Raw genomic sequence first — 22,511 nt, 5'->3', positions numbered from 1 at the left:
GTGCGTGATGCCTATCAACAAGGAACTCCTTTTTGATAACCTCCGATGCCCGCCAACCCGACCGACCAGCCCACCCGCGTGGCGCTCTATGCCCGCGTCTCCACCCTCGGCAAAGGGCAGGCCCCGGAAACGCAGCTGCGGCCGCTGCGCGAGTACGCCCAGCGCCGCGGCTTTGCCGTTGTCGATGAATACGTGGACTAGGCCTCGGGTACCAGCGAGGAATGAACTCAGTACAAACGGATGATGGCGGCGGCCAAGAACCGGTAGCTCGACGCGGTGCTGGTCCGGCGCTACGACCGCTTTGCCCGCTCGACCCAGGCGCTGGTCAACGCGCCGAAGGAATTCCAGAGCCTAGGGGTGGACTTCGTCTCCTACCAGGAAAATATCGACACCACCACGCCCACGGGCGAGTTGGTGTTCCACGTCATGGCCTCGCTGGCCCTGTTTGAGAGCGCGCTCATCAGCCAGCGCGTGCGCGCCGGCATGGCCCGGGCCAAAGCCCAGGGCAAGCATGTGGCCCGGCCGCCACTGGCCCAGTCTAAGCAGGAGGCCATTGCGCAGCTTCTGCGCAATGGCTTATCTATGAATCAAGTCATCAAGCAGTTAGACCTGGCTTATGGCACCGTCTACAATTACGCCCAGAAGCTAAAAAGTGCTTAGCGTGTAAATCCGCTCTTTGGGAAGAAGAACCCCTTTTAGCCATGGACTCGGAGGTTTTACCCTATTTGTTTAACAACACCCAACGTCACCGCCTGTGCCGAAATTTGGGCCCTCAGCGCGCACCACCAGTGCCCGAATTGTGGCTTCGCTCGCTTCGTGTACCGCGCGGCGCAGGTCGTCCGCCCAGCGCCGGCCGAGTTGATTCTCGGGCGGGTCACACAGAATTAAATGGCCGACGGCTCCCGTCTGCTCGAACTTGACGACACGCATGACTAAATCCTGTTTAAAAGGTGGGAATGAAACAAGAGGGACTGATGTAGTAGAACTTCGGACCAATCGTCACTTGCAAAGCGCAAGAGCAAGTAGCATTTGTTTCTTGCAAAATGCAAGAGAAAATTAATTATAATCATGAAATCGTTCAAACAGCGCTCTGCCTGTCCCATCAGTTCCTCGCTTGATGTGCTCGGCGATAAGTGGACTCTGCTTATCCTGCGTGATATCTTATTTAAGGGGAAATCGACGTATGGAGAATTCCTGCAGTCAGCGGAGAAAATGGCGACCAACATTCTGGCCGACCGTTTGGTGAATCTGGAAGCGCATGGCATGTTGACCAAAGTCGTTGCGCCGGGCAAGAAATCGAAGTTCACCTATCACCTGACGGAAAAAGGCATTGCTACACTCCCCATTCTTGTCGAGCTCGTTCTCTGGGGGGCGCAGCATTTTTCTACCGACATCGACGTTGGCTTGCTGGAAGAATTCCGCACCGGAAAAGGTGTAGCTATTGAGAAATACAAACGCCTCGCCCGCGAAACCTTGGCCTAACGGACTTTGGTGATAAGGTTAAGCATAAATAAAAAGCCCCGGCCGGATGGTCGGGGCTGTTGCTATTCTTCGTTTGCCTGCAGACTGCAAAGGTCCTCCCTCTAGCGGCCAGGGTTAGGCCTGGCCGATGCGGGCTGTATGAGCGTGCGCCAATAAGTGGTCACGATGGGCCGCGCCCTGCCGGAAGCCCGCAAAGTCGAGATCGTATTCCCGGCCGTCGCGGTAGCGGAGCCGAACGCCACTGGGGCCAACCGGCTCCACCGCCGCCAAGTCGGCCCAGCGCACCCGGTGGACGGGCGAAAACAGGCCGGTGCGCAGCGATAGACCCTCCGCGTGCAGATGCAGGTAGCGCCGCTGGGTCACCCACTGCAAGGAGAACGCCAATCCCACGTACAGCAGGGCCACCAGCGCATACAGCCACGGCAGCACATGCGTACGCGGCGGGGCACCCGCCACCTGGGTCGCGTGATGCCGGTGCCAGAGATGGTAGCTTTCCAGCGCGAGGATGGCCGCCGCTGCCAACTCCAGCCACGCAATGGGTTTCTGGTGCAGCGGATGCTGACGTAAATGGCGCAGTTCCCGCACCATGAGCACGAGGTACGTAAGGCCGACCACTACTTCCACGCCAGCGAGCAGCGTGAACGGTTCCGCTCCGGAAAACAGCGGGCCCACGCCGAGGGCGAGAATACCGGCCGGCACCAGGTGACCCAACGCTTTGCCCACCTGCCGCCGCACATGCTGGCGGGGAAATAGGGTCCTTTTGCCCTCAGGCTCAGAAGTAGAAATGTGCATAGGCCAAAGTCGCGAAACGGCAGCGCACGCTGCATTAGGAAAGTGAGATGCCTTACTCAGACAAGAGGAGCGGTACGCAGCCTCAAGCTTATGGCTTGGTAGCAAGCGGGGGGATAGAAGTAGCTAAAGGTGCCATTCTACCAGGTAAAGAGCGTTTGTTGCCGTATCTTTCGCCTATCGCACGGTAAGTCACCCAGCCGGCCTTGTCTGAAAAGACGAAGCCCCAAGGCTGGTCTGCCCCGGGGCTTCAGGAAGCGGGTGGATCAAGCACCCTTATTCCCGATGCAAAATGGGTAAACGTGCGAAGGCGAAATGGACCAGCAAGACTGGTTGGCTTCGGATCGACGTCTTCGCGCAACTGAATCGTGCTTGGCGGCCGGGCCATCAGCTCCTCGTATTCCGCGCGGCTCTCGTAGTAACCTGTTTCGAAGATGTAAGGATCAACATAGTTCGGCTCTGCTACAGGCTTCCGGAGAAGAGCTCAGTCCCTGTGCTTCGTTGTGATAGGCAGAAAACCTAACGAAATAAGGCAAGCGTATACTTGTGCGAAACTGTCCAGCTATATACTTCTATGTTGTATTCCCCTTTCCTGACTCTGTCCCCTCGTATCCTGTTTCGTACTTTCTTGTGGAACTTTGTGTGCATAGGGGGGGCGGCCTGTGACAGCCGTCCTGCTGCACAGCAGAGACCGGCTAATTCGGCTTCCTCACTTGATACGATCCTCGCAGTTTCCTCCCCACCTGTTGCATCAGGGACTACCGAACCCACCCGGTCGGCGGAGCCAATCCTCTTGCCTGGGCGTACGGTTCATCTAAAAGCCTTCCCGACGGGACGCACGAATGGGGAAGTGCCCTTGTTCACGCTCTATCTGTACCCGACGTCCCAGTCGGATAGCCTGTTGGTTGGGGAAGACACCGAGCCTTCCTTGTTAGCGTTGGACCAAGCTCCTCGCTTACAGATCCCCCCGTCAGCGGTTCTGCTCTTCCAAACGTATCATGCCGGAGCCGGCTCGCAGTATTACGTCCGCGCAGATAAAGGACCCGTCCGGGTGTATCGCCGGCGGCTGGAGGAGGCCATGCCCGGCAACGAAGCGAGCGCTCGGCCAGCGTGGCAGCTGGTGGCCCACCTGGACTAGTGATTCCCCACGTCCTCTACGACGGTTCTGCTCTACGCGAAGGCCTTATGGATACCCGCGACTTGGCACCAGCCTTGCTCGCGTTAAGTAACCTCATCGAGCAGGTCAACCACCGCCTTCACCATGACAACCCACCCGTGCACCTACACTTCCGGGCTGCCAAGTGGGGTTGCTTGACCATCAACCTGGACCTACAGACTACACGCCTCAGCAGGCCCTGCGCTCTCACTTGCCCCCCGGACTCTTCCGTTCCGGAGCAAACGCCCGCTTCCCTAACACAAGAGTAGCAGATAGCGCTAGTGGTCTGTCAGCAGCAGTTTAACCAGGCCGAGTGGACAGCTAAAATCTTGACGGCTGATACAAGCCGCGAATCAGGCTGCGCTGGGCCGGTAAAAACGAACTGGATAGGAGTAAGGATATAATCCCGATCAAATGATAGTTGCCTATTCTAGGCTATCTATCAAGCACTGTCCGTGAGGAATAACCAGATAGCGCAGGGCAAGCTCAGCCATAACAGCCTGCTGTCTAAGCCGTATGGCTTTAGACGACCAATCCCATACGCCATGAGAAACATTGCCACACTACTCTTGCTGACGACGCTCGGCCTAGGCGCCTGCGACAATGAGAATGATAAGGAGCAGGAGCCTCGGGAAGAGGACGTGCAGACCGAAACGCTGTCGCCCGCCACCACAACCCTGCGCGTGGCCGATTTGCCTGCCCCTTTCGCCAGCCAATCCGTCACCAACTACCCCCAACTGCTGGAGCAGCGACCCGACAACGCCCGCCTACGGGCTCCCCAAGGCTACACGGTCAATACCTTCGCCGCCGACCTGCCCCAGGGGCGGTGGCTAGCCGTGGCCCCCAACGGCGACGTGTTCGTGGCCCAGATGATGCTCAACCAGATCATGGTGCTGCGCGACACGAACGGGGACGGGCGGGCCGATGAGCGCAACGTGTGGGCCACCGGCGGCGTGCTGAACCGCCCGCTGGGCATGGGCTTTACTGGCAACTACTTCTACGTGGCCTGCTCCGGCGCCATTCTGCGCTACGACTATCGCAGCGGACAACAGCAAGCGGAGGGCCAGCCGACCCAACTCGTCGAGCTACCCGGCGGCGGCCAACACCCCGCCCGCTCCCTGATGATCTACAACAATAAGCTGTACGTGGGCATTGGCTCTTCTGAAAACGCCAGCGTGGAGCAGGATGCGCGCCGTACCACCATTCAGGAATACAACCTGGACGGTACCGGCGGTACCACCTACGCTTCCGGGCTGCGCAACCCCCAAGGCATGGCCGTGAATCCCGCCCGCGCCGGGGAAATCTGGTCGGTGGTCAACGAGCGGGATGGGCTGGGCGATGATCTGGTGCCGGACTACGCCACCGCCGTACCCCGCGGCGCCTTCTTCGGCTACCCCTGGGCCTACCTCGCGCCGGAAAAACGCGACCCCCGCATCAGCGCGCCGGCCCCGGCTCAGGTCGCGGCTACCCGCACGCCGGAGGTTTTGCTGCGGGCCCACTGCGCGGCGCTGGGCTTGACGTTCTACACGGGTACCGCTTTTCCTGAAGATGCGCGCGGGGACCTGTTTCTGGCCATGCGCGGCTCTTGGAACCGCTCCGTAGGCTCGGGCTACAAAGTGGTGCGCGTGCGCATGAACGCCGCGGGGGTGCCGGAGACGGCAGGCCCAGATGGCCGCGGGGCGGGGTATGAAGATTTCGTAACGGGCTGGCAGCTGAATGAAGGGCAAGCCGCTCCCCCGCAGGTGTGGGGGCGGCCAGTAGGACTGATCACCGGCCCCGACGGCTCCCTGCTCATTGCCGAGGACGGGGCCGGGGTGGTCTGGCGCGTGAGCTACCAAGGAAATTAATTAAGCTAGGACTTTTTCTCACCTAAGAAGCTTTACCAACGAGTTGGTAAAGCTTCTTAGGTGAAGGTTACTTTGTTGGCGAAAAGGCTCGCGACAGAACCTCGAATTCACTATATTCACTTGCCCTAGTGGGTAAAGTTCTACCCTGCGGTTTGAGCGGTTTGCTCTCTCCCACCTTAAGATACTGATTCTGATAGTTTCTACTGATTCCTCGTGTTCGGCAGCGGAAGCGCTCCTGCAGCGCCACCATGTGCGCGTACTCGGCCAAGGGCCCCCGTTGGTATTCTGTAATGGCTTCGGCTGTAACCAACACATCTGGCGTCACCTGCTTCCTGCTCTGGCCACCCGCTACCAACTTATTCTCTTCGATTAGGTCAGTATCGATGTGGTAGCAGAGTCGGCTTCGTCCTTAACGGGGTACGCCCACCAACTCCTGGCCATCTGTCAGGTACTCGACTTACAACACATTGTGGTGATTAGCCACTCGGTGGGTACATTCCCTGCTACGTGAATGAAGAGGGGTACTATGGCGGTTTCGAGCGGGCTGACATCGAGCAGCTGCTCGAGGTGATGGCGGCGGACCAGGGTACCTTTGCCCGCATGTTTGCTGGTTGGTTGTTAGGGCCCGACCAAAAGGCTTCGCTGGGGTAGGAACTGGCCGAGATGTTTTGTGAGAATGAGCCCATGAGGCTCCAGGAATTCGCCCGGGCTGCATTCCTGTCGGACAACCGGGCCGATGTTACGTACCTATCTACGCGCACGCTGGTCGTGCAATGCACCCATGATGTGGCCTCCCCACCGGAAGTAGGCGACTACCTGCTGCGCCATTTGCCCCAAGCCGAACGGGTCACGTTACAGACTAGTGGGCATTGCCGCCACCTCAGTGCACCCATGGAAACGCTGACCGCAATCGACTATTTCCTGGCTCATTAACTAATTCCCTCGTTCCGTTTCATTCAACCAAGGTATAATGAGTGGCCTAGCAGCCGTGAGCCTAGGCCGAATGACTTGGGCTTCTCAGGCTTGCGCCTAGTGGTTCCTTAAGTGCAGAACGAAGATATTAATAAAGCGTCCATGCAGGTTATTCTATTCGCTCTATGGTCACATCGGTTAACGGTTGCGCAGGATCTTCCACGACCATCGTTAAGCTTTGGATCCTCCAGGTAGTGGACTGGCCCCCCACGACCATGATTACCTCCCGCCCCTCTACAAAGTGATCTAGGTAGGGCAGATCCGGGTGCTTCATCTCAACTAAATGGAAGGGCTCTTCGGTAGCCCGCAAACGAAGGCAGCATATCATCACCTCAATAACGGAATTTTACCCGGAGGGATTAGAACCATTTGCTGGTGCTGTTTACTTTTTCTCAGCCAGGCGCTAGTCTGCTTTCCAAAAGGTTTGTTTGTAAAAGGTGACGTGACAAATTAAAGATGACGGGATTGCACAAACGTTCGATTTGCAACCAGATTAGGCGCATGAGGGAAGGGTAACTGAAGTTACAACCAAGCCTGTCATCGCTTAGCTATACCTGCCTCTGGTAGCGCAAAGTAATCAGTGCGCCGAAACGGCCAGCAACGCCTGCATGGTAAGGAGAAGGGCAGCCTCTACGCCAAAGATTCTACTCATGAGGTGCTTTGGCCAGGCCGTAAGCTCGACCGCTGTGGCTAGGAAAGAACCAAGGCAACGCTGCAGTTTGTCAGAAACATCTTGATTTCAACTCGTAAGAGTCAGTTAGTCGTGTCCAATGAGGCATCTAAGTAATTTCTGCTTACTTCGCAACAGGCCGCTGCCGAAGCCAAGCCAGCGCTTCATCCCGGGAGCTGACTACAAAGTAGCAAACCCCGTGCTGGTGCAATTGGGACTGCCTCGACGCTGCCTCAGCAAGGACAAAGATTCGGACCACATACAGAGCCCTTGTTAGTAGCTCGCCACGAGTTAAATGAATCTGGGTAGCGTACTCGTCGCGGGAAAGCGTTTTGTCTTAAGCCGTGCAACGCCTACTGCAGCGGGTTGCAGAGTAGTGAGCGTTAGTCAAAATAACTCCCACGGTGGGTGATTGGAGAATGACGTAGCAGCAAATAAAGTCCCGTTGCGGAGAGTTGCTGCACGACCGGTTCCGAAAAATCTCGCCAGTAGACAACCACTCGAGCCCGCGCAGCCAACCGCTCAATCTGCAGAATCGCTTCCTGCCCCAAGCGATCCATAACCTGCACATGCTGGCAATCCATCCAAAGCGTGGAGACGCCTTCGGCCAGCAGTTGCTTCACGGCCGCCACGAGGTGATCGGCATCGGTAGTATTACAACAGGAGCCATGCAGGCGTAGTTCGCTATCGCCGCGGTATCTTCCAAGTTCAGTCGTAAAAGTAGGTACCATCCCTTACCAAGCGTTTCTCCCGTGTACTGGAGTAAAGTTACCTCCTGTCTCTCTTCTACTCTTCAGGATAAACTCGGATTTGTCCAGCAGATAAACACGGATATTTTATCCAGCTGCCCGTCCTGTAGCTAGGGGATCACTAGGGACAAGAGCATGGAACAAATGAACACCTATACGTCCCTGCCGGCCGGCGAGCTCTGGGGCCGGCCGGAAGGCTGGGAATTTTCCTGTCTTATTGCCAGAGTGTAAAGAGGCGGCAGTTAAACAAGTTAAAAATTTGTGAATGTTCCATTGCTTGCTCACTGTACCAGCCCTATGGCTCCATTGATTCCCGACTACCTAGCGGAGATTGCCCGGCAACTCGGCTCCTGAGTGCCTTCTTAGTGAGGCTTTGCGGCCGCCTTCTTAGGTACCTTGCTAATGATGGCCTCGCCCCGGCACACGCGATGAGCTGGGCCATTGCCAGCATGGCCTTTGCCGCCGTGGCCTTTATGGTGGTAGTGGCGGCTAGCGCCAGGCTAGTAATCCTGCTGCATCCCAGGGCACCGGGCGCCAGTAGCCTAGCAAGCCTGACGGGCACGCAGGTGGTGCTAGGGCTGGACTCTCTGCTCGGCACCTTTGCCTTGCTGCTCAGCTCTGGACTCGGCGGGTGACTATGCTCCCGGCGGATGGGACTGCTTACCTGTGTGCTGGCGGGTAGCGCCGCAGTGCTCATCAGTGACTTGCTCATAATCCTGTAGGCACCTGTAAACGCAGAATTCCCTTGCCTAGCAGGCATGAACACAAAAGCCCCGGCCAGATGGTCGGGGCGCTGTCACAGCTCAGAATAGCAGAGATACTGTAGAAGCGGCAGAGCAGTACAGCGCGTGCACCCCCCTTTTGGAGAAAGAAGCGGTAGCATCTCGGTCCCGGCTTTTTGGAGAGTGGGTGTAACCATTTAGTAAACCCCCATTCTTCGCTTCCTTATTTCTAACGACAAGTGATGAAGTAGGATTATAGAGAAACTTTGTCTAGAGCTATTCTTTGCATGAAGCGGCATGTGCACAAAGCCGATGGCAAACCGAGTCGTAAGAATCGCGTTATTAATGATTTATCATAGTGATACTATGCATGATACAATAAAAACCCGTATTTATCCGGAGCTATATCGTTACGGTTCAGCTTTCCTTTGCAGGATGGATAGATCCCTGCGGGAAAGACAAACTAAATGGGTTCTGACCCTGACCTATGGCACCCGCATCCAGCCCTCTGCCTATGCGCAGCAATTACTGCAGGAAAATGTTCAGGGGCTCTACACCGTACTGGAACTTGGCCAACTGATTGAGGAGCACCAAGCACAGTACTTTATTAAGCTATAGATTACCTTAGAAGTACGAAAACCTAGGCAGCTGCGAGCTACCGGGGCTTTCCAGACAGAGGAGTACCATCAGTGAAGCCAAAAGATACAGCAAAGACCTTGATAGTTCCCCCTGTCAAGGCCTGCCTGATTGGTAAATGAGGAAATCTACCTAACCTACGACGCCAACACACTTACTGGTTTAGTCTTACCTATTACAAAAAGCCCCGGCCACGGAATCAGGGTTTATTGCCTTATGTTAGATCATCCGTCAGCCTGATTATTTCGTCCTATGGTTTTGTCCGTTAAAAGCTGACCTGCTGTGGTCTGTGGATTTTATGGACTTCACATCGGCCTCTGCAGACGAGGGCTGTCGAACAGGGCTTATTATTGTGGGAGGTTCTCGTTACCCCGGGCGATACCGTACGCAAAGCTTGGTGCGTTACCCTATCCCTCCTAGCTGTTATGTCTATCTTCCGTGACTTCCATGCCCCGCCACCGGCGTTTCTGCTGGCCTTGGGTCTACTGGTTACAATAGTATGGCTGCTGTTCCCTGACCGCCCGGCCCTGCCCCCAACCGCCAGCCAGCGTGTCCTCCGGCCCGGGGGTGTCACGCAGATCGACTTCCATCGCCTGCACCCAGGCGGCACCAGCCCTAGCGATACGACCACGTATACGAAAACGCGCTACGCGCAGGGAGCAGCCCGCATGGGCGAAGGCTCCCTGCTGGAGGTTTTGCCCGATGGGCGCACGCGTCCCTACCAGTGGAACGGCGGCTGCCGCTGTTCCACTGGTAGCGACCTTTCGCGATGGATATTTGGTCGGTAAAATGCAGTTTTTGCTCTCCAGACATTAGGGCGAGCAATCACTGATGAAACGAATAAACATCTTCACGCTTCACGCTGCACCTAGCTAAAGGAGCTCGTGCTGGGGGCTCTTATGCCGGAAGGCAGCAAACGCGTAGAAGGAGCGCAGAGACCGTCAAAACAAGATGCTCCAGCCGGATGGTCAGGGCTTTTGACTTCATACCTGTGTGGATTGGCCGGCCTTAATTTCCTTGGTAGCTCACGCGCCAGACGACCCCGGCCCCGTCCTCGGCAATGAGCAGGGAGCCGTCGGGGCCGGCGTCAGCGTTTCCGTCTGCACGTCCTCTTCCCTAGGCTCCTGCTCCTTATCATTCTCATTGTCGCAGGCGCCTAGGCCGAGCGTCGTCAGCAAGAGTAGTGTGGCAATGTTTCTCATAGCGTATGGGATTGGTTACCAATATCTTACGAGCCTTTCTGCTGAGCTGTTATGGTTGCGCTTGCCCTTTTTCCACTTTATAGCTGCGCCGCGTGGTCAGGCGTTGGGCGCAGCCTTTTCTCCGCTGGCTTGCACTACTGCTGTGAGTCAATCACTCGACCTGCCGGAGGCATAAGACCTCGCCCCTACTGCCTCTGTGCTAAGGTAGCAGGGCGAGAGTTCGGCCGAGATTTGGAGCCCTTTTAGTAGCTCATTACGAGCTCAACGTGTCGGGTTGCCATACTCGTCGCGGGAAGAGACTCTTTTCTATGTCCGTGCAGCACCGGTTCCAGCGGGTAGTGGCCTACTGCTTGCCTTACGCACTGGGTATTGGGCGGAAGTGCCCTATCTTTCGCCACTCATTTTTTGCACGCACTCAATGACTACGTACTATTGTTTGCCTGCGGGGGAGTTGTGGATCCGATCGGAAGGCTACCTGCACTTAGTCTGGGGACCTGGCTCCCGAGATTCGGCAGCAGCACAAGCGGTGTTTACTCAGGTCTTGCACCTTCTCCAAGCTACCGGCTATCGCAAGCTACTGACTGACCAGCGCCTACGGGCCACAGCCACCGAAGAGTGTATAGGCTGGCTGCTCTCGGACTGGCTTACCCAGGTGGGTAGTAACCGGCTGCTGACTCACGCAGCCGTTGTGGCCGCTCTGCCTCTGGATCTGCGGCTGCAGGCCGTGGATGTGTGCACGAAAGGGCGGCGGCGTTACGGTATCAAAAGTCAGTTTTTTGCTACCCCCGAGCAGGCCAGACAATGGCTGGAAAAGCCCAGCGCAGTGGAAACGGCTCCCTGATGGCCGCTCGCCAGAGAAGCCAACCGCTCACGCCGGGTTGTCGCTGCCGGCCCAGTAGGAACTGGCAGGCAGGTTGCGTAGCAACAGGTACAGGCCCGAGGCTGAGAGCTGCTGAATCACCCGGCCACTAAAGCCACACCAATAGACCACAAGTTGGTGGAAGGCAGCTAGCCGCTCGATTTGCAACACGGCGTGCTGGCCGGCTGGGGCCAGGTTGCTGATCTGGTGGCAATCCAGCCACAGGATGCGGGTGCCGGCCTGGATCAGATGCTGAATGGCCTCGACGAACGCGGTAGCCTCCGCCGAACTGCAACAGTTGCCCCGCAGGCGAAGGCCAGTAGCTCCTTGGTGGTGCTCCAGCTGAAGAGTAAAAGGCGTGTTCATGGGGCGGGAGGTGGCTTATCTAGCGCGAAGCTTTCTCCGGGCAAAGGTCCGATCAAATTTGCGGTAAACGCCTCCGAGTATTCTCGTATTCGCACAAGAAAAACACGTATTAATGCTAGCGTAGGCAGGCTATCCAGCAGCTATTCTTAAGCTGACTACTGCTCTCTGGCACCCTTGCCGCCGCTGATTAGCGGCGGCTGGATCCGTCTGCCGGGAGAGAGCCTCCAACGGCTTGACCGCTACGATCTGCTGCTTCAGGGCTAGGGGAGGCATACACGGACCGCACCCCATGGCTTTCACCACGACTGGGCCCTGCCGTTGCCGGTAGCGCTCCCGGAGTTTCATGGAATAAACCTATTACGTTAAATTTTTACTGGACTCTCAGCCGGAAACGTACTAGGTTCGCTGCGCTTGCTCCGGGTTTACAAGTGTGTGTCCCGCAGCAGTAGAGCCGCCCCTATTGCAACCAAAAGCCTGGCTCGTTTCCGGGTGAGGCTTTTCTGTCTATCTACTTGTTTTTGAGGCGCATCGCACCAGCAGTGGCAAGGGCCCCAAGCGCATGCTGTTGCGCCAGCCCGCAGCTTTGGAGCAGGTCTGATCCGCCAGGAAAAGAAGTCGGTGCTCTTTCGCTATGGAAAAGGCAACTTCCACCTACTAGGGTTCAGTGGCAGCGCCAGGACGGGATTCGGCGGGAAGGTCCCTGTTGACGTAACGAGTGGCGGCTTTGGCCAGGCGCACCTGACCCTCGCGGTAGAAAGTGATGTGGAGGCTGTATATTCTGAAATCAATATAAATTTAACTATTTGATTATCAATAAGTTAGTGAATATATAATTTCGTAAGCTCAACCATTCGTTGTACTTTGCCTTGCACCTCTCACCGTTTTTTCCCTTCCCGTATGTGCCCCTTCTCTGCCGTTCCATCTATTTGTTTCGAGAATGCCTCGGCCGTCATCCTGGAGGAAGCGCAGGGACTGTACCTGCGGGTTATCTGGCACTCGACGGAGTGGAGCCTGTCGGCAGCGCAGCGGGTGATGAATGAGCTGCTCGGGTGCATGCACCGCACCGGCTGGGGCAAGGTGATCTTTAAACAGCCGCCTTTGCCGTCTTTTCCGCTCGCTTACCATACTTGGTTGCTCTATGACTGGCTCCCGAGAGCCCAAGCGGCCGGGGGGTGGTGCTATGCCCTGATCCCACCCCGGCAGTTGTTTGCCCACGTCGGCTTTGCCGATTTTCTGTGCCAAGTGCGCCGGCGCGAGGTGCGCTTCTGCGTGGCCAGCTCCCGCGAGCAGGCAAGAGAATGGATTTGTCAGCAGCAGCCGACTGGTTGAAGGGCGTAATAGTCGGTTGTAGGTAGCGGTCTTAGCCGAAGCAAGGGCGTTTTAAGGCGATGGAGGGGGTGACCTTGTTCCTGTTCAGCTTTGCCTTGGTTCGCTCTTAGTCACAACGGTCGAGCTTTTAGCTTGGTTTGATGGCCTGCCGGCAGAATACCTTTGGGTATTCTGGCTCGCTCGCTTCCTGCCCTCATGCACACTCAGCTGCTCCCCTCCCCTACCCAGCCCTCGCTGGCTGTTCTTGCCCTGCTGCTGTTGGGCGACACCGACCTGTTTGCTAGCGCCACCCCACTCACGGTGCCGGTGCTGCCCTTACCACTGTCCAAAGAAACACCCCTAAATACTCCCACAGCGGAGTTACCCGAGCGACTGGCCGCCTAAACCTGCTCGAGCAACACCTTTACAAGCAGCAGGTGCTCGGCATGCGTAGTGGCGAACAGACCTTCCTCTACGGATAGGACATCTGCACAGCTCGATTGCCTTGGCACCGCAGTTCATTCCGAGTCGGGGGCAGGTACTGCCATCTTCCAGATAGCTATTCGCATCTAGCCCGCTCGGGCGTGATTTCCGATAAGTATTCGATGAAGCACAGCCGCTACAATTGCTGGTGAATCGGTTGCATCGTAGACTGAAGGGTTGCTGAAAGGACTAGACTAAGTGGGTCTCTTGGAGGGGGCCCGCTTTATCTTTTTGTGCCTACAGAGGAAAGGGGGTAGGATATGCCGCTGGGAGGGGTGACCTTTGCCTGCGATCACTCTGTGGGAAGAGTGAGTAGAGTACCCGGAGGGGTAGCGCTTGTGGGAGAGTGATACTCCTCGCCTATTTCCGCCCACCCTGCTCGTGAGAGATAATCGGGTAGGCCACCGACTGGGCAGCACGCCGGCACTCCTTGGCGCAGGCCCCTGTAGTAGTATCTTCTGTAGTCACACGTGTGGTGTCGGCTAAAAGCTTACATTGCTCCTTTGTGAGCCAGTCTTGAGATTGGGCACTTGTGATGAGAAGTAAAGATAGAATGAGGGTATAGAAGTGTTTCATACAGGTAAGATAACCAGCACATAGCTCGGCAACAAAAAGACCGCTGTAGCTACATCAGCTGTTGGCAGTAAGCTCCACTATTCGTAAGTTCAGACCCTGTTCTGTGGCTCTCAGCCAACCTGCCCTATTCGCCCCTATTGCACGTGTTTCATTCCTCATTTTTTATACTCTTACCCTATGGGACTTTTCGACAAAGTCTTCAGCAACTCGGCTGCTCAAACTAACCCCTTCACCGATTCGCGTGATGCCTTTTTTGCCATCCTCTATTCGTGCATGTCGGCCGACGGCAACGTGGATAATGAGGAAATCAATGCCCTGGTAGCCCTCAGCCAGCAGAAGGCATTCTTCCGCGGCCATGACATCGTGGGCATCTATCGCCGTATTGCTCCCAAGGTGATTGCCTTAGGGGACATGAAGCAAGCTGTATCTATGGCCGCACCGCAGATACCAACTGAGCTGCGTGAGACGCTGTTTGCTACCTGCGTGGATTTCTCTGCCTCTGACGGACACGTTGGAGCTGCTGAACAGCAAATGTTGGAGCACCTGCAGGGAGCATTGGAGCTTGATCCACAGCGCTGCATGACGATTATCGAGATTATCCTGATCAAGAACAAAGGCTAAGCAGTACGAGGGAGCGCATCATACATGTGCTCCCTCACTCTATTTATCACGATGTCGACGATCTCGATACTCATCTTAGTCTGCGTCCTACTGGGCGCAGGCCTCCTGCTTGTATGGCGTAGTTTCAGCGCCCTCAAGTCCACTCACACCACACTTCAACAGGAGCATACTGCTCTTACCGAACGCTTCCGGCCCATTGTAGATGTAGATGCCGAGAAGCAGCGTGTTCAAGCAGAGACAGTGCAGCTTACTAAAGAGAGGCAGCAACAACAGGAAGACCTTCGCATCCTGAAAGGACAAGTCGATGAACTGCATGCGGAGTTTGAATCACTAGAGGAGTCAGCGAATCTGCAGTCGTTCGGTCTGTACAAACCACGCTACGACTTTGGCACTTCGGCTCACTACCAGCAGAAGCTCAACGACGTTTATGCCAAGCAGAAAAAGATGATCTCCGATAAAACGGCGGCCACTTGTTCTACGGAATGGACGGTAAACGGCAGTAAAGTAGAAGGACGTAAGCAAATCAATCAGACACTCAAGCTGACGTTGCGGGCCTTCAATGGTGAATGCGATGCTGCTATCTCGAAGGTGAAGTACAGCAATGTACTCGTGATGGAAACTCGCATTCGGAAAGCCTACGATGCCATCAATAAGATGGTGGAAACGCAGCAGTGCCACATTGCGCGGGGCTATCTAGATCTGCGTTTACAAGAACTCTATCTCTGCCACGAATACCAGGAGAAGGTACAAGCCGAGAAAGAAGTGCAACGCCAAATCCGGGAGCAGATGCGTGAGGAAGAACTGGCTCAGCGCGAATTGGAAAAGGCGAAGCTTGAGGCCGAGAAAGAGGAGAAGCGCTACGCTGATGCTTTAGCGAAAGCACAACGAGAAGTTGAGCTAGCTACTGGTGACAAGCAGCAGAAGCTACTGGCTCAAATCCAGGAGCTACAGGGCAAGCTGGAAACGGCACAACAAGTGAAAGCACGGGCCATTTCGCAGGCCCAGCTCACGCGGTGTGGTCATGTGTACGTCATCTCCAACATTGGCTCTTTCGGTGAGGATGTCTACAAGATTGGTATGACTCGTCGCTTGGACCCTCTAGACCGGGTGAAAGAGCTTGGAGATGCCTCTGTACCCTTCCAGTTCGATGTGCACGCCGTCATCTACTGTGAAGATGCTCCCAAGCTGGAAAACACACTACATCGGCTTTTCAATCACCGTCGTTTGAATCGCGTGAATGAGCGCAAAGAGTTCTTCCGTGTCACGCTCAAGGAAATTGCAGACGCTGTTCAGGCAAACCATGGCGCCATTGAATTCCTACACAAGGCCGAGGCTATAGAGTATCGTAAGACGTTAGCCATACTCACAGAGAACATACCACAGCAGTAAAATCTTACCCTAATTAGTAGTTACAATGTCTACCTTTTCGAAACGCACAAACGCCCAACGTAAACCTAAAACATCGAAACCTCGAACCAGTGATCAGCTTGGAACAGTAGAGAGAACTGTCCGGAGCCTAAAGAAAATAGCCAAGTTTCAAGAAGATCACCCAAAACTGTTCAAGGCTGGAGCCATCGGCCTCTTAGGTATCGGGTTCATAGCGATGCTGCGTAAGAGCAATAGCTAACGTGAAAGCCCTTCAACTTGAGGGACTTTTCTATCTCAACAGTACCACCACACTCAATGAAGAAGCCCCTACTCCTCTGGCTCCTGTGCCTGCTCCCGCTTGCTCTCTCCGCCCAAGTCGTTGATACAACAGTTCAGGTAGAGTCTCAAGAACAGACGACAGCTTACCACTACGTTAACGCTTCCTCCCTCACCCTACGAGCACTACCTTCCGCCTCCGCTGTAGCCCTGGCCAAGATCGACGGGGCCAGCCGGGTAACAGTGCTTGCCGAGCGCCCCGATGGTTGGAGCAAGGTGCAGGTGGATACCTATCTCGGCTTCGTTAAGTCGGAGTACCTGGTCACCCAGCAGCAGGACGTCACGGCGGAAACGATTGACTGGGCCTCGGTTGAGGCTAGCGGTGGTGAGGCGTATGCCCAGGTAAGCACCGTGGATGTCCGGGCACCTCAAGTTACCGTTGCTCGCCCGGTGGTACGTAAAGCGGTACCGAAAGCGTCTGCTGGTCCCAGGGTGTACATCTGCAATAACGGCCGTACGCAGGTATATCACAGTAGTGAGGACTGCTCGGCCATGCGTCGGTGCACCTACACGACGAAGGTGGCCAGTACCGGTGAGGCGCGTGGTCTCGGGCTGCGCGAGTGTATGAAGTGCTACTAAACCAATTCTACTCAATGCTTATACTTACATCAGAACAACAACAAGCCATTCATAAAATCCTGGACAAAGGTCTCATCGGCATTCATGGCACCAAAGGATACATCGGCCTACTACAGGGCGATCCAGCGCTTAATATCTCCAAGGATGAAGGGCGGTTTCTGCGTGGTGCCATGGAAAAGATGGGCCTGTTGATCAACCATGATGGGCCTAACCAAAATGGCCTATCTGAGCTCACTAATCAAGGGACCAGCATTGCCAAAAGCGATGGTGGTTACTTGGGCTATCTGGAACGTGAGAGGAAAGAAAAGCACCAGCAACAGCAGAAAGAAGAGGAGGCCACGCAGATCCATAAACTAGCGGCCAAAGCAACATTAGACAGCACAAAGTGGGCTAAAATAAGCGGGCTTGCCGCACTGATCGCCATAGCCATTTCTATCTATTCCTTATTCGATTCTAAGCAAGACAAAGCAGAAGCCAACGCACTGAAGGAACGTATAGATGTATTGGAACGTAAACTTGGAGTTACCAAACACTAAGGCACACATACTGTTTCAATAGTACTTAAGTCCTTACTCTTCTAAGATAGTAACAAGAAAGCCTCTCACTTGAGAGGCTTTCTTGTTAGATTATTGACTACCAATACTACGCTTTTACTTCAGCAACTGAATTTCGTAGCAACACCACTGGATTAACTACTGGAAGGAAAGCTTTACTCAATATAGTACCAGCTCCAAGGGTAAGTAGGGTACCCCTCATGGTTGAATAAGCTAGTCCTAATACCGTGCCTCCTATAGCAGGTGGTAGCTCTACAGATTCCCCATTGAGGCCCACCATGAACTTAGGTAGTTGTTTGAGTTGAAATACGGTTTCTGTCTCAATTGCTCCTGTATCAATTCTATCAGACTGACCTTTTAAGACAGCACGCAATACGACACCTATCTTAACTCTAATAACACACTTCTTTATATCAATATCCTGACTCGTAGTGATGCTATAATCGAAACCAGATAATCGCCTACCATCCGTTGCTAGATTTAGATGATTGTCCATACGGAAAGAAGTCACTCTGCTTTCCAAAAACTTTATCTGATCTACCTTAAAACCTGCGGCTGGAGTAAGAGGCGAATTCAAGGAAAAATGTATGATGTTTAGGAAGAGAAATTAGCAGAAGCTTATTACACCTTCTTCTGCAAAAAAAGCTGCTGATTCCTCAGCAGCTTTTTGAGTGGAAGCAGTCTGATCTGAAACCTCTTTTTTCGAACGGCCCTTATTCGGAAACATCTTCACTGGCTTCCAGTCGGCTACTACCACTTCATCATTAGCTACTGTATCGTGTAGCGTCAGTGCCGTCGCGTTAGTTTGTACCTCGTATGGAGTCGTGAAGAGTCGAGCTTGCAAAGCCTGCTCCAAGCGAATGATTGTCTTAAGCGTGAAGTTGTGCGTGCCAGATAGCATCCGGCTTATTTCCGGCTCTTTTTTGCCTAGTAAATCGGCTAGGCCACGTTGAGTTAGACCACGAGAACGTAGCAGATGCTTTATCTGATCTGCAATCAGAAATGAGCGCTCGACGAATTGACGCGCTTCAGGTGCAATTTCGATTTTACCGAAATATTTGCTTGCCATAAATGGGTGGTTGAATCAGCCTGGTATCGTTATCTTCTGATAAGACCCTTCAAGCTGTTGATTTTCGATTCGAATTGTGCCGTTTGTAAATCGATGTCGGAGCACTTCGGCTACCTGATTCATCAAACGAAAAGCATTGCGAGTATCCCCGTCTTGTGCCTTTTTGGTGGTCTTGCGGCCACCTCCGCCAAGGACAACTATATCGTCCGAGCAAACGAATCCATACAAACGTAAGTTATTTCCGTAAGCCGTCGGTGGCGGTAATGCCACTGCACTACGTTCGGACCGAAACAACTCTTCGTCACCCGGAGGCATAGCCCCTCTTTTTTGGCCGATCTCTTCGATCCAAGCCAAGATGATTTCCAAATCGTGCCGGTATTCATGACTAGCAATGAATCTTTCAATAAACCGATCGGTCTCACTATCATCTTCGTCTTCCAAACGAATAGTATAGAAGCGAACCTTCGGCAAGTGGGTGAACTCTTCTATGTAAACGACCAACTTACCTTAAATGTTAAGTCAAAGGTATTATTTTTTTCAATTTCTACAAGCCAACCAAAATCTCTTGGTATGCAATCAAACGCACATATTGTAGGGTTACGAATATACTAGACTTGTCTCGCGCAACAAGGTTCTATCGGGAAAGCTCATCTTACTTGCTTACCGACTCTCTGTTATAAGCCATGAAAAAGCCACTCACGCCTACCCCAGCTGCCACGCCTAGTGTGTCCAGCAATTGGAAAACAGGGGATTGGGAGGCGCTATCCGTTGGGACTGCAGCTGCAATGGGTCCTGTTATCTACCAAGCTTCAACGCAGCAGGAGGTTCGAGAAGTAGTGCGCCGAGCTCTTCCCCAGGAACCTGTAGCAGAGCCAAACTACGTCGATCCTTATCTCTTTGAAACGGGCTACTATGAGAGCCGCGCGGAATACGAGGAGTTGATGGCCCGGCCGCCAAGCACGATTCAGTTGCGCGAAGACGTCGAGAACATACTGAAGAAGAAACGCATCTCGCGTTCTGGTAAATAGAAAAAGCCCTGACCATCTGGCCGGGGCTTTTTGCTATCTTGGTTCATGCATAAACTTACCCGCAAGGCGCGTGACTTGGGACTGTGCGCGTGTAGGAAGTGCAATTGATCCTCCTCCCTTACGCGATGTTTCCACCCCTGCTCTGGCTAGTCTACTTTCTAAGCATCTGTATTCTAGCTGCTTTCTGGTTTCGCAGCATGGATTCCGACCTGAAGCGCCTTTTGGTGGTGCTGGCGGCGGTGCTCGCGCTGGTCTACATGAGTTACAAGGTCAGCACAAAGTATTATAGCCCGCAAACAAGTACCCACCCAGTAAAATGAGGTTCTTGCCCTCAGTGGGCTGATACTTCGTAGTGCAGCGGGCCCGATAAATCCAAGCCCGCTGCACTACCCTGATACGGCGTGGCGACAAGCAACAGCCAGTAGGCGCAAATGCCCTTATAATTGTCGCAATCGCCCCCCATTAGGGCGCGCTAGCCAGCCGACCTTTGTGCTTCCCCGACTAGCCCCCACATGAGAAAACTTATTGCTGCCATCAATATGACCCTGGATGGGGTCTGCGACCACACGGCTGGCATTCCTGACGAGGAGATCCATCAGCATTACGCGGACCTGCTCCGCAACGCGGGTGTTGTGCTCTACGGCCGGACGACCTTTCAGCTGATGAAGTACTGGCAAACCATAGCAGCCAATCCGACGGGCACCCACGCTACGGATGACTTCGCGGTAGTTATGGACCAAGTGCCCAAACGGGTGTTTTCCCATACGCTGAAACAGCTGGGATGGGCCAGTGCACAGTTGGCCACCCAGCCCCTGGCAGAAGAAGTGGTGACGCTCAAGCAACAAGCTGGAAAAGACCTGTTCGTTGGCAGTCGGAGTTTGATTGTGCAGTTGCTGAAACTCCGGTTGATTGACGAGCTCCAGTTGTGCGTGTACCCGGTAGTGGCAGGAAACGGATTGCCTTTATTTGAAGATGTAAACGACCGGATGATGCTGACACTGGTCGACACCAAAGTCTTTCGGGGCGGGGCCATAGTACTCTACTATCGACCAAGTGAGCCCGAAGCAATCCCCTTTTCTGCTTAGCATCCGTCGTTGCTTTGTCGCAACAAGAACTTCCCCAGCAATAAAACCGCGGTACATCTGCCCCCTTCCACTTACTCCCCAAATCCATGTCCTTTCAAGCTTACCTCAACAACATCAAAGCCAAGACCGGCAAAGGTCCTGACGACTTTAAGCAACTCGCGGAAGCAAAAGGCTTCTTAAAAAACGGGCACTTGGTCGAGTCGATTAAAGCAACTGTCATCACGAACTGGCTCAAGGAGGAATTTGAGCTGGGCCATGGGCATGCCATGGCTATCTATGCCAGCTTTAAGGGTAAGACGGAGTAAGGAGTCGTCGTACCGTCACGGAGCTGTCCTTACAAGAAATGAGCTGGTTGTTTAACCAACGGCAGTTGCGCTGACGCCCCTGGGTAGTGTGTTTAGTATCCAGCCATTCTCCTACTTCGCTCTTAATGCTTCTTGATCCGTGCGTTTGCTGCCCTTTGGTTAGTTGCGCACGGATGGCACCATCCTAATCCTTACTGCTGGCGCGCCTGATCATAGGCCATCCGCTGCCGAGTTGGGACTATCATACGCCACGCTTGTTCGATGAGGGGTTGCAGCACGTGCTGTTCTACGGACGGCAGATGCACTAGCATCATAGGAGAGGTGCGGTAGTGATCTGTCAGGAAGAAGGTATCCGGATCGGCTTGTAGATAGCCTTCCCGCAATTCCAGAGGAACTTTCAGGGCCAGCGTCTCGCCGTCTTCCCAGAGACGCGCCAAGATCGTCTTGCCCGCGTACAGGGTAGGAGTGCCATAGCATAGGGCTTCACTGACCCCGGGGAAGGCCCCGGCCAGCTGCCGAACGGTTGCGAATGAAACAGCCATATTGCTAAGATATCTACTCTGGAAGAAATTAAGGTCCGTAAAATTTACAGACCATAACAAGTCATTTTCAGAGGAGGACAGAAGTGTAGGATGAGGAAATCCGCTAGGCGTGTTGGCATCGTAGGTTAAGTAGATTTCCCCATCTACCAATCAGGCGGGCCTTGACAGGGGGAGCTGTCAAGGCCTTTGATGTATCGTTGCACCTCTCATACCTTGCCCCATAACCGGCCCCCGGATCTGAAAAGCCTCAGCAGTTCGTAGCTGCTGGGGCTTTCGTCTTTCTAGTGGGGTCTAGAGCTTAATAAAGTACTGTGCTTGGTGCTCCCCGATCAGGTGGAGTAGCGCCTCCAGCGTGTGGAGCCCCTGCACGTATTCCTGCAGTAGCTGCTGCTCGTAGGCGCAGGGCTGGACACGGGTGCCATAGGTCAGGGTCAGAACTCATTTAACTTGTCTTTCCCGCAGGGAACTATCCATCTCGCAAAGGAAAGCAGAACCGTAACAGTACGCATCCGGTTTAACACGGATTTTTTATCATATCATACACGCTATCAATATGATAAATCATAATAAAAAATATCCTTTACTGCCGAGGGTGCTATGTGCCTTGAGTCTACGCCGGCCAACCGATAGAGGAGCTTTAAGCAAAACTCCTCTATAACCCTGCTTCACCACTTGTCGTTAGGAATAGGGGAACGAAGAATGTGTGTTTGCATTGGTGTTTGCACGCACTCTCCCTAAAGAGCCGGGGCCGAGATGCTACCCGCTTCTTTCTCGAAGAGCGGTACGGCTCGTGTACCGCTCTTTCTTTTTTACTCCACTGCTTCTATTCAGGGCTATAACCAGAAAGCCCCGACCATCTCCGGCCGGGGCTTTTCGCTTCTATACTGGCGTAAGAGGTTCCTGTACCAACTTCTCGGCATCAGATAGCACCGAGGCAGCCCCTGGCAGCTGCTGGAAAGTGACAGGTCACGGCCGGAGTGCCGAGCTATATGGGGTTACGCTGTAACCTCTTCCGTCTTCGGGAGTAGGTAGGCAGGTGAAACCTCTCAAACAAGCCCTCGTCACCGAGCTCACGGCTGCGCTGGCTTCTCTTCTGCCCGCTACGCCTTCCGGTGCGCTTCCCAAGGGGGTCGCGAATGCCGTGGAGGATCTGGCCGACAGCCTCCTGCGCTGGCGCGCCAATCAGCAACGCCCTGCGCGGTTGCCT

27 protein-coding genes and 1 pseudogene are annotated in these 22,511 nt (G+C 54.3%); 20 read left to right on the top strand and 8 right to left on the bottom strand.

Annotated elements, in window-relative coordinates:
* The first annotated feature begins 45 nt into the window (after positions 1-45).
* Together DNI29_RS23515 and DNI29_RS23510 are read left to right on the top strand one after the other, a co-directional pair.
* A pseudogene (locus DNI29_RS23515) lies at positions 46-660 on the top strand (recombinase family protein).
* 408 nt (positions 661-1,068) lie between these two features.
* Complete coding sequence (locus DNI29_RS23510) at positions 1,069-1,482, top strand: winged helix-turn-helix transcriptional regulator (RefSeq protein WP_110980600.1); 414 nt, start codon at positions 1,069-1,071, stop codon at positions 1,480-1,482.
* A 114-nt stretch (positions 1,483-1,596) separates the two neighbouring features.
* Here the strand turns inward: DNI29_RS23510 and DNI29_RS23505 are convergent, their stop codons facing one another.
* Entirely contained in the window at positions 1,597-2,379 is a 783-nt protein-coding gene (locus DNI29_RS23505; RefSeq protein ID WP_123823418.1) for a hypothetical protein, read from the bottom strand.
* A gap of 685 nt (positions 2,380-3,064) precedes the next feature.
* On the opposite strand from DNI29_RS23505, the gene DNI29_RS23500 reads away from it, so the two are divergent.
* From DNI29_RS23500 to DNI29_RS23490, 4 genes are all read left to right on the top strand, one after another.
* Positions 3,065-3,409, top strand: coding sequence for a hypothetical protein (locus tag DNI29_RS23500; protein ID WP_123823417.1), 345 nt, complete (start codon positions 3,065-3,067; stop codon positions 3,407-3,409).
* A gap of 563 nt (positions 3,410-3,972) precedes the next feature.
* Entirely contained in the window at positions 3,973-5,274 is a 1,302-nt protein-coding gene (locus DNI29_RS23495; protein WP_110980597.1) for a PQQ-dependent sugar dehydrogenase, read from the top strand.
* 507 nt (positions 5,275-5,781) lie between these two features.
* Complete coding sequence (locus DNI29_RS24665; protein WP_162303743.1) at positions 5,782-5,925, top strand: hypothetical protein; 144 nt, start codon at positions 5,782-5,784, stop codon at positions 5,923-5,925.
* Positions 5,926-5,958: 33 nt separating this feature from the next.
* Entirely contained in the window at positions 5,959-6,207 is a 249-nt protein-coding gene (locus DNI29_RS23490; RefSeq protein WP_162303742.1) for an alpha/beta fold hydrolase, read from the top strand.
* 1,092 nt (positions 6,208-7,299) lie between these two features.
* Here DNI29_RS23490 and DNI29_RS23485 read toward each other — a convergent pair.
* On the bottom strand, positions 7,300-7,539 hold the full coding sequence (locus tag DNI29_RS23485; protein ID WP_123823416.1) for a hypothetical protein: 240 nt from the start codon (positions 7,537-7,539) through the stop codon (positions 7,300-7,302).
* 554 nt (positions 7,540-8,093) lie between these two features.
* Here DNI29_RS23485 and DNI29_RS23480 point away from each other — a divergent pair.
* The 3 genes from DNI29_RS23480 to DNI29_RS23470 all read left to right on the top strand — a co-directional run bounded on the left by DNI29_RS23480 (position 8,094) and on the right by DNI29_RS23470 (position 9,811).
* A complete protein-coding gene (locus DNI29_RS23480; RefSeq protein WP_110980594.1) occupies positions 8,094-8,300 on the top strand; it encodes a hypothetical protein in 207 nt (68 codons plus the stop codon).
* 522 nt (positions 8,301-8,822) lie between these two features.
* Positions 8,823-9,005 carry a hypothetical protein gene (locus DNI29_RS23475; protein ID WP_110980593.1) on the top strand — a complete coding sequence of 61 codons (183 nt, stop codon included), beginning with the start codon at positions 8,823-8,825 and terminating at the stop codon, positions 9,003-9,005.
* A 443-nt stretch (positions 9,006-9,448) separates the two neighbouring features.
* Entirely contained in the window at positions 9,449-9,811 is a 363-nt protein-coding gene (locus tag DNI29_RS23470) for a hypothetical protein (protein WP_110980592.1), read from the top strand.
* A gap of 237 nt (positions 9,812-10,048) precedes the next feature.
* On the opposite strand, the gene DNI29_RS24660 is transcribed toward DNI29_RS23470, so the two are convergent.
* On the bottom strand, positions 10,049-10,225 hold the full coding sequence (locus tag DNI29_RS24660; protein ID WP_162303741.1) for a hypothetical protein: 177 nt from the start codon (positions 10,223-10,225) through the stop codon (positions 10,049-10,051).
* 541 nt (positions 10,226-10,766) lie between these two features.
* Between DNI29_RS24660 and DNI29_RS23465 the strand changes: the two genes are divergently transcribed.
* Positions 10,767-11,066, top strand: coding sequence for a hypothetical protein (locus DNI29_RS23465; RefSeq protein WP_110980591.1), 300 nt, complete (start codon positions 10,767-10,769; stop codon positions 11,064-11,066).
* Positions 11,067-11,093: 27 nt separating this feature from the next.
* Here the strand turns inward: DNI29_RS23465 and DNI29_RS23460 are convergent, their stop codons facing one another.
* Positions 11,094-11,450: a hypothetical protein gene (locus tag DNI29_RS23460; protein ID WP_110980590.1), complete on the bottom strand. Its 357-nt coding sequence runs from the start codon at positions 11,448-11,450 to the stop codon at positions 11,094-11,096.
* Positions 11,451-12,347: 897 nt separating this feature from the next.
* Here DNI29_RS23460 and DNI29_RS23455 point away from each other — a divergent pair.
* From DNI29_RS23455 to DNI29_RS23420, 6 genes are all read left to right on the top strand, one after another.
* Positions 12,348-12,779, top strand: a complete 432-nt coding sequence (locus DNI29_RS23455) for a hypothetical protein (protein ID WP_110980589.1) — start codon at positions 12,348-12,350, stop codon at positions 12,777-12,779.
* A gap of 195 nt (positions 12,780-12,974) precedes the next feature.
* Positions 12,975-13,163, top strand: coding sequence for a hypothetical protein (locus DNI29_RS23450; protein WP_123823415.1), 189 nt, complete (start codon positions 12,975-12,977; stop codon positions 13,161-13,163).
* A gap of 831 nt (positions 13,164-13,994) precedes the next feature.
* Positions 13,995-14,438 carry a tellurite resistance TerB family protein gene (locus DNI29_RS23440; protein ID WP_110980586.1) on the top strand — a complete coding sequence of 148 codons (444 nt, stop codon included), beginning with the start codon at positions 13,995-13,997 and terminating at the stop codon, positions 14,436-14,438.
* 51 nt (positions 14,439-14,489) lie between these two features.
* Complete coding sequence (locus DNI29_RS23435; RefSeq protein WP_202910572.1) at positions 14,490-15,827, top strand: SNIPE associated domain-containing protein; 1,338 nt, start codon at positions 14,490-14,492, stop codon at positions 15,825-15,827.
* A gap of 294 nt (positions 15,828-16,121) precedes the next feature.
* Entirely contained in the window at positions 16,122-16,721 is a 600-nt protein-coding gene (locus DNI29_RS23425) for an SH3 domain-containing protein (protein ID WP_110980583.1), read from the top strand.
* Positions 16,722-16,735: 14 nt separating this feature from the next.
* Positions 16,736-17,257, top strand: coding sequence for a hypothetical protein (locus tag DNI29_RS23420; protein ID WP_110980582.1), 522 nt, complete (start codon positions 16,736-16,738; stop codon positions 17,255-17,257).
* A 106-nt stretch (positions 17,258-17,363) separates the two neighbouring features.
* Here the strand turns inward: DNI29_RS23420 and DNI29_RS24355 are convergent, their stop codons facing one another.
* The 3 genes from DNI29_RS24355 to DNI29_RS23410 are packed head-to-tail and all read right to left on the bottom strand — an operon-like array spanning position 17,364 to position 18,785.
* Positions 17,364-17,852: a hypothetical protein gene (locus DNI29_RS24355; protein WP_123823414.1), complete on the bottom strand. Its 489-nt coding sequence runs from the start codon at positions 17,850-17,852 to the stop codon at positions 17,364-17,366.
* A gap of 30 nt (positions 17,853-17,882) precedes the next feature.
* On the bottom strand, positions 17,883-18,344 hold the full coding sequence (locus DNI29_RS23415; protein ID WP_110980581.1) for a helix-turn-helix domain-containing protein: 462 nt from the start codon (positions 18,342-18,344) through the stop codon (positions 17,883-17,885).
* 15 nt (positions 18,345-18,359) lie between these two features.
* Positions 18,360-18,785, bottom strand: coding sequence for a hypothetical protein (locus DNI29_RS23410; RefSeq protein WP_123823413.1), 426 nt, complete (start codon positions 18,783-18,785; stop codon positions 18,360-18,362).
* A 242-nt stretch (positions 18,786-19,027) separates the two neighbouring features.
* Between DNI29_RS23410 and DNI29_RS23405 the strand changes: the two genes are divergently transcribed.
* The 4 genes from DNI29_RS23405 to DNI29_RS23390 all read left to right on the top strand — a co-directional run bounded on the left by DNI29_RS23405 (position 19,028) and on the right by DNI29_RS23390 (position 20,762).
* Positions 19,028-19,372 carry a hypothetical protein gene (locus tag DNI29_RS23405; RefSeq protein WP_110980579.1) on the top strand — a complete coding sequence of 115 codons (345 nt, stop codon included), beginning with the start codon at positions 19,028-19,030 and terminating at the stop codon, positions 19,370-19,372.
* 197 nt (positions 19,373-19,569) lie between these two features.
* Positions 19,570-19,692: a hypothetical protein gene (locus DNI29_RS25210; RefSeq protein ID WP_262510245.1), complete on the top strand. Its 123-nt coding sequence runs from the start codon at positions 19,570-19,572 to the stop codon at positions 19,690-19,692.
* A 192-nt stretch (positions 19,693-19,884) separates the two neighbouring features.
* Positions 19,885-20,457, top strand: a complete 573-nt coding sequence (locus DNI29_RS23395; RefSeq protein ID WP_110980577.1) for a dihydrofolate reductase family protein — start codon at positions 19,885-19,887, stop codon at positions 20,455-20,457.
* A gap of 86 nt (positions 20,458-20,543) precedes the next feature.
* Positions 20,544-20,762, top strand: coding sequence for a DUF4287 domain-containing protein (locus DNI29_RS23390; RefSeq protein WP_110980576.1), 219 nt, complete (start codon positions 20,544-20,546; stop codon positions 20,760-20,762).
* Positions 20,763-20,953: 191 nt separating this feature from the next.
* Here the strand turns inward: DNI29_RS23390 and DNI29_RS23385 are convergent, their stop codons facing one another.
* Complete coding sequence (locus DNI29_RS23385) at positions 20,954-21,304, bottom strand: MmcQ/YjbR family DNA-binding protein (RefSeq protein ID WP_110980575.1); 351 nt, start codon at positions 21,302-21,304, stop codon at positions 20,954-20,956.
* Between the last annotated feature and the right edge of the window lie 1,207 nt (positions 21,305-22,511).

The organism is Hymenobacter sediminis (assembly GCF_003231285.1).
GTDB lineage: Bacteria > Bacteroidota > Bacteroidia > Cytophagales > Hymenobacteraceae > Hymenobacter > Hymenobacter sediminis.
The sequence above is the reverse complement of the archived record's forward strand: the minus strand, read 5'-3'. Positions and strand labels throughout refer to the sequence as shown.

What these genes read in the sequence shown, in the direction of transcription:
- DNI29_RS23510 (WP_110980600.1), top strand. Translation starts at nt 1,069, where the DNA reads ATGAAATCGTTCAAACAGCGCTCTGCCTGTCCCATCAGTTCCTCGCTT.
- DNI29_RS23495 (WP_110980597.1), top strand. Translation starts at nt 3,973, where the DNA reads ATGAGAAACATTGCCACACTACTCTTGCTGACGACGCTCGGCCTAGGC.
- DNI29_RS23490 (WP_162303742.1), top strand. Translation starts at nt 5,959, where the DNA reads ATGAGGCTCCAGGAATTCGCCCGGGCTGCATTCCTGTCGGACAACCGG.
- DNI29_RS23480 (WP_110980594.1), top strand. Translation starts at nt 8,094, where the DNA reads ATGAGCTGGGCCATTGCCAGCATGGCCTTTGCCGCCGTGGCCTTTATG.
- DNI29_RS23475 (WP_110980593.1), top strand. Translation starts at nt 8,823, where the DNA reads ATGGATAGATCCCTGCGGGAAAGACAAACTAAATGGGTTCTGACCCTG.
- DNI29_RS23470 (WP_110980592.1), top strand. Translation starts at nt 9,449, where the DNA reads ATGTCTATCTTCCGTGACTTCCATGCCCCGCCACCGGCGTTTCTGCTG.
- DNI29_RS24660 (WP_162303741.1), bottom strand. Translation starts at nt 10,225, where the DNA reads ATGAGAAACATTGCCACACTACTCTTGCTGACGACGCTCGGCCTAGGC.
- DNI29_RS23460 (WP_110980590.1), bottom strand. Translation starts at nt 11,450, where the DNA reads ATGAACACGCCTTTTACTCTTCAGCTGGAGCACCACCAAGGAGCTACT.
- DNI29_RS23455 (WP_110980589.1), top strand. Translation starts at nt 12,348, where the DNA reads ATGTGCCCCTTCTCTGCCGTTCCATCTATTTGTTTCGAGAATGCCTCG.
- DNI29_RS23450 (WP_123823415.1), top strand. Translation starts at nt 12,975, where the DNA reads ATGCACACTCAGCTGCTCCCCTCCCCTACCCAGCCCTCGCTGGCTGTT.
- DNI29_RS23440 (WP_110980586.1), top strand. Translation starts at nt 13,995, where the DNA reads ATGGGACTTTTCGACAAAGTCTTCAGCAACTCGGCTGCTCAAACTAAC.
- DNI29_RS23435 (WP_202910572.1), top strand. Translation starts at nt 14,490, where the DNA reads ATGTCGACGATCTCGATACTCATCTTAGTCTGCGTCCTACTGGGCGCA.
- DNI29_RS23425 (WP_110980583.1), top strand. Translation starts at nt 16,122, where the DNA reads ATGAAGAAGCCCCTACTCCTCTGGCTCCTGTGCCTGCTCCCGCTTGCT.
- DNI29_RS23420 (WP_110980582.1), top strand. Translation starts at nt 16,736, where the DNA reads ATGCTTATACTTACATCAGAACAACAACAAGCCATTCATAAAATCCTG.
- DNI29_RS23415 (WP_110980581.1), bottom strand. Translation starts at nt 18,344, where the DNA reads ATGGCAAGCAAATATTTCGGTAAAATCGAAATTGCACCTGAAGCGCGT.
- DNI29_RS23405 (WP_110980579.1), top strand. Translation starts at nt 19,028, where the DNA reads ATGAAAAAGCCACTCACGCCTACCCCAGCTGCCACGCCTAGTGTGTCC.
- DNI29_RS25210 (WP_262510245.1), top strand. Translation starts at nt 19,570, where the DNA reads ATGGATTCCGACCTGAAGCGCCTTTTGGTGGTGCTGGCGGCGGTGCTC.
- DNI29_RS23395 (WP_110980577.1), top strand. Translation starts at nt 19,885, where the DNA reads ATGAGAAAACTTATTGCTGCCATCAATATGACCCTGGATGGGGTCTGC.
- DNI29_RS23390 (WP_110980576.1), top strand. Translation starts at nt 20,544, where the DNA reads ATGTCCTTTCAAGCTTACCTCAACAACATCAAAGCCAAGACCGGCAAA.
- DNI29_RS23385 (WP_110980575.1), bottom strand. Translation starts at nt 21,304, where the DNA reads ATGGCTGTTTCATTCGCAACCGTTCGGCAGCTGGCCGGGGCCTTCCCC.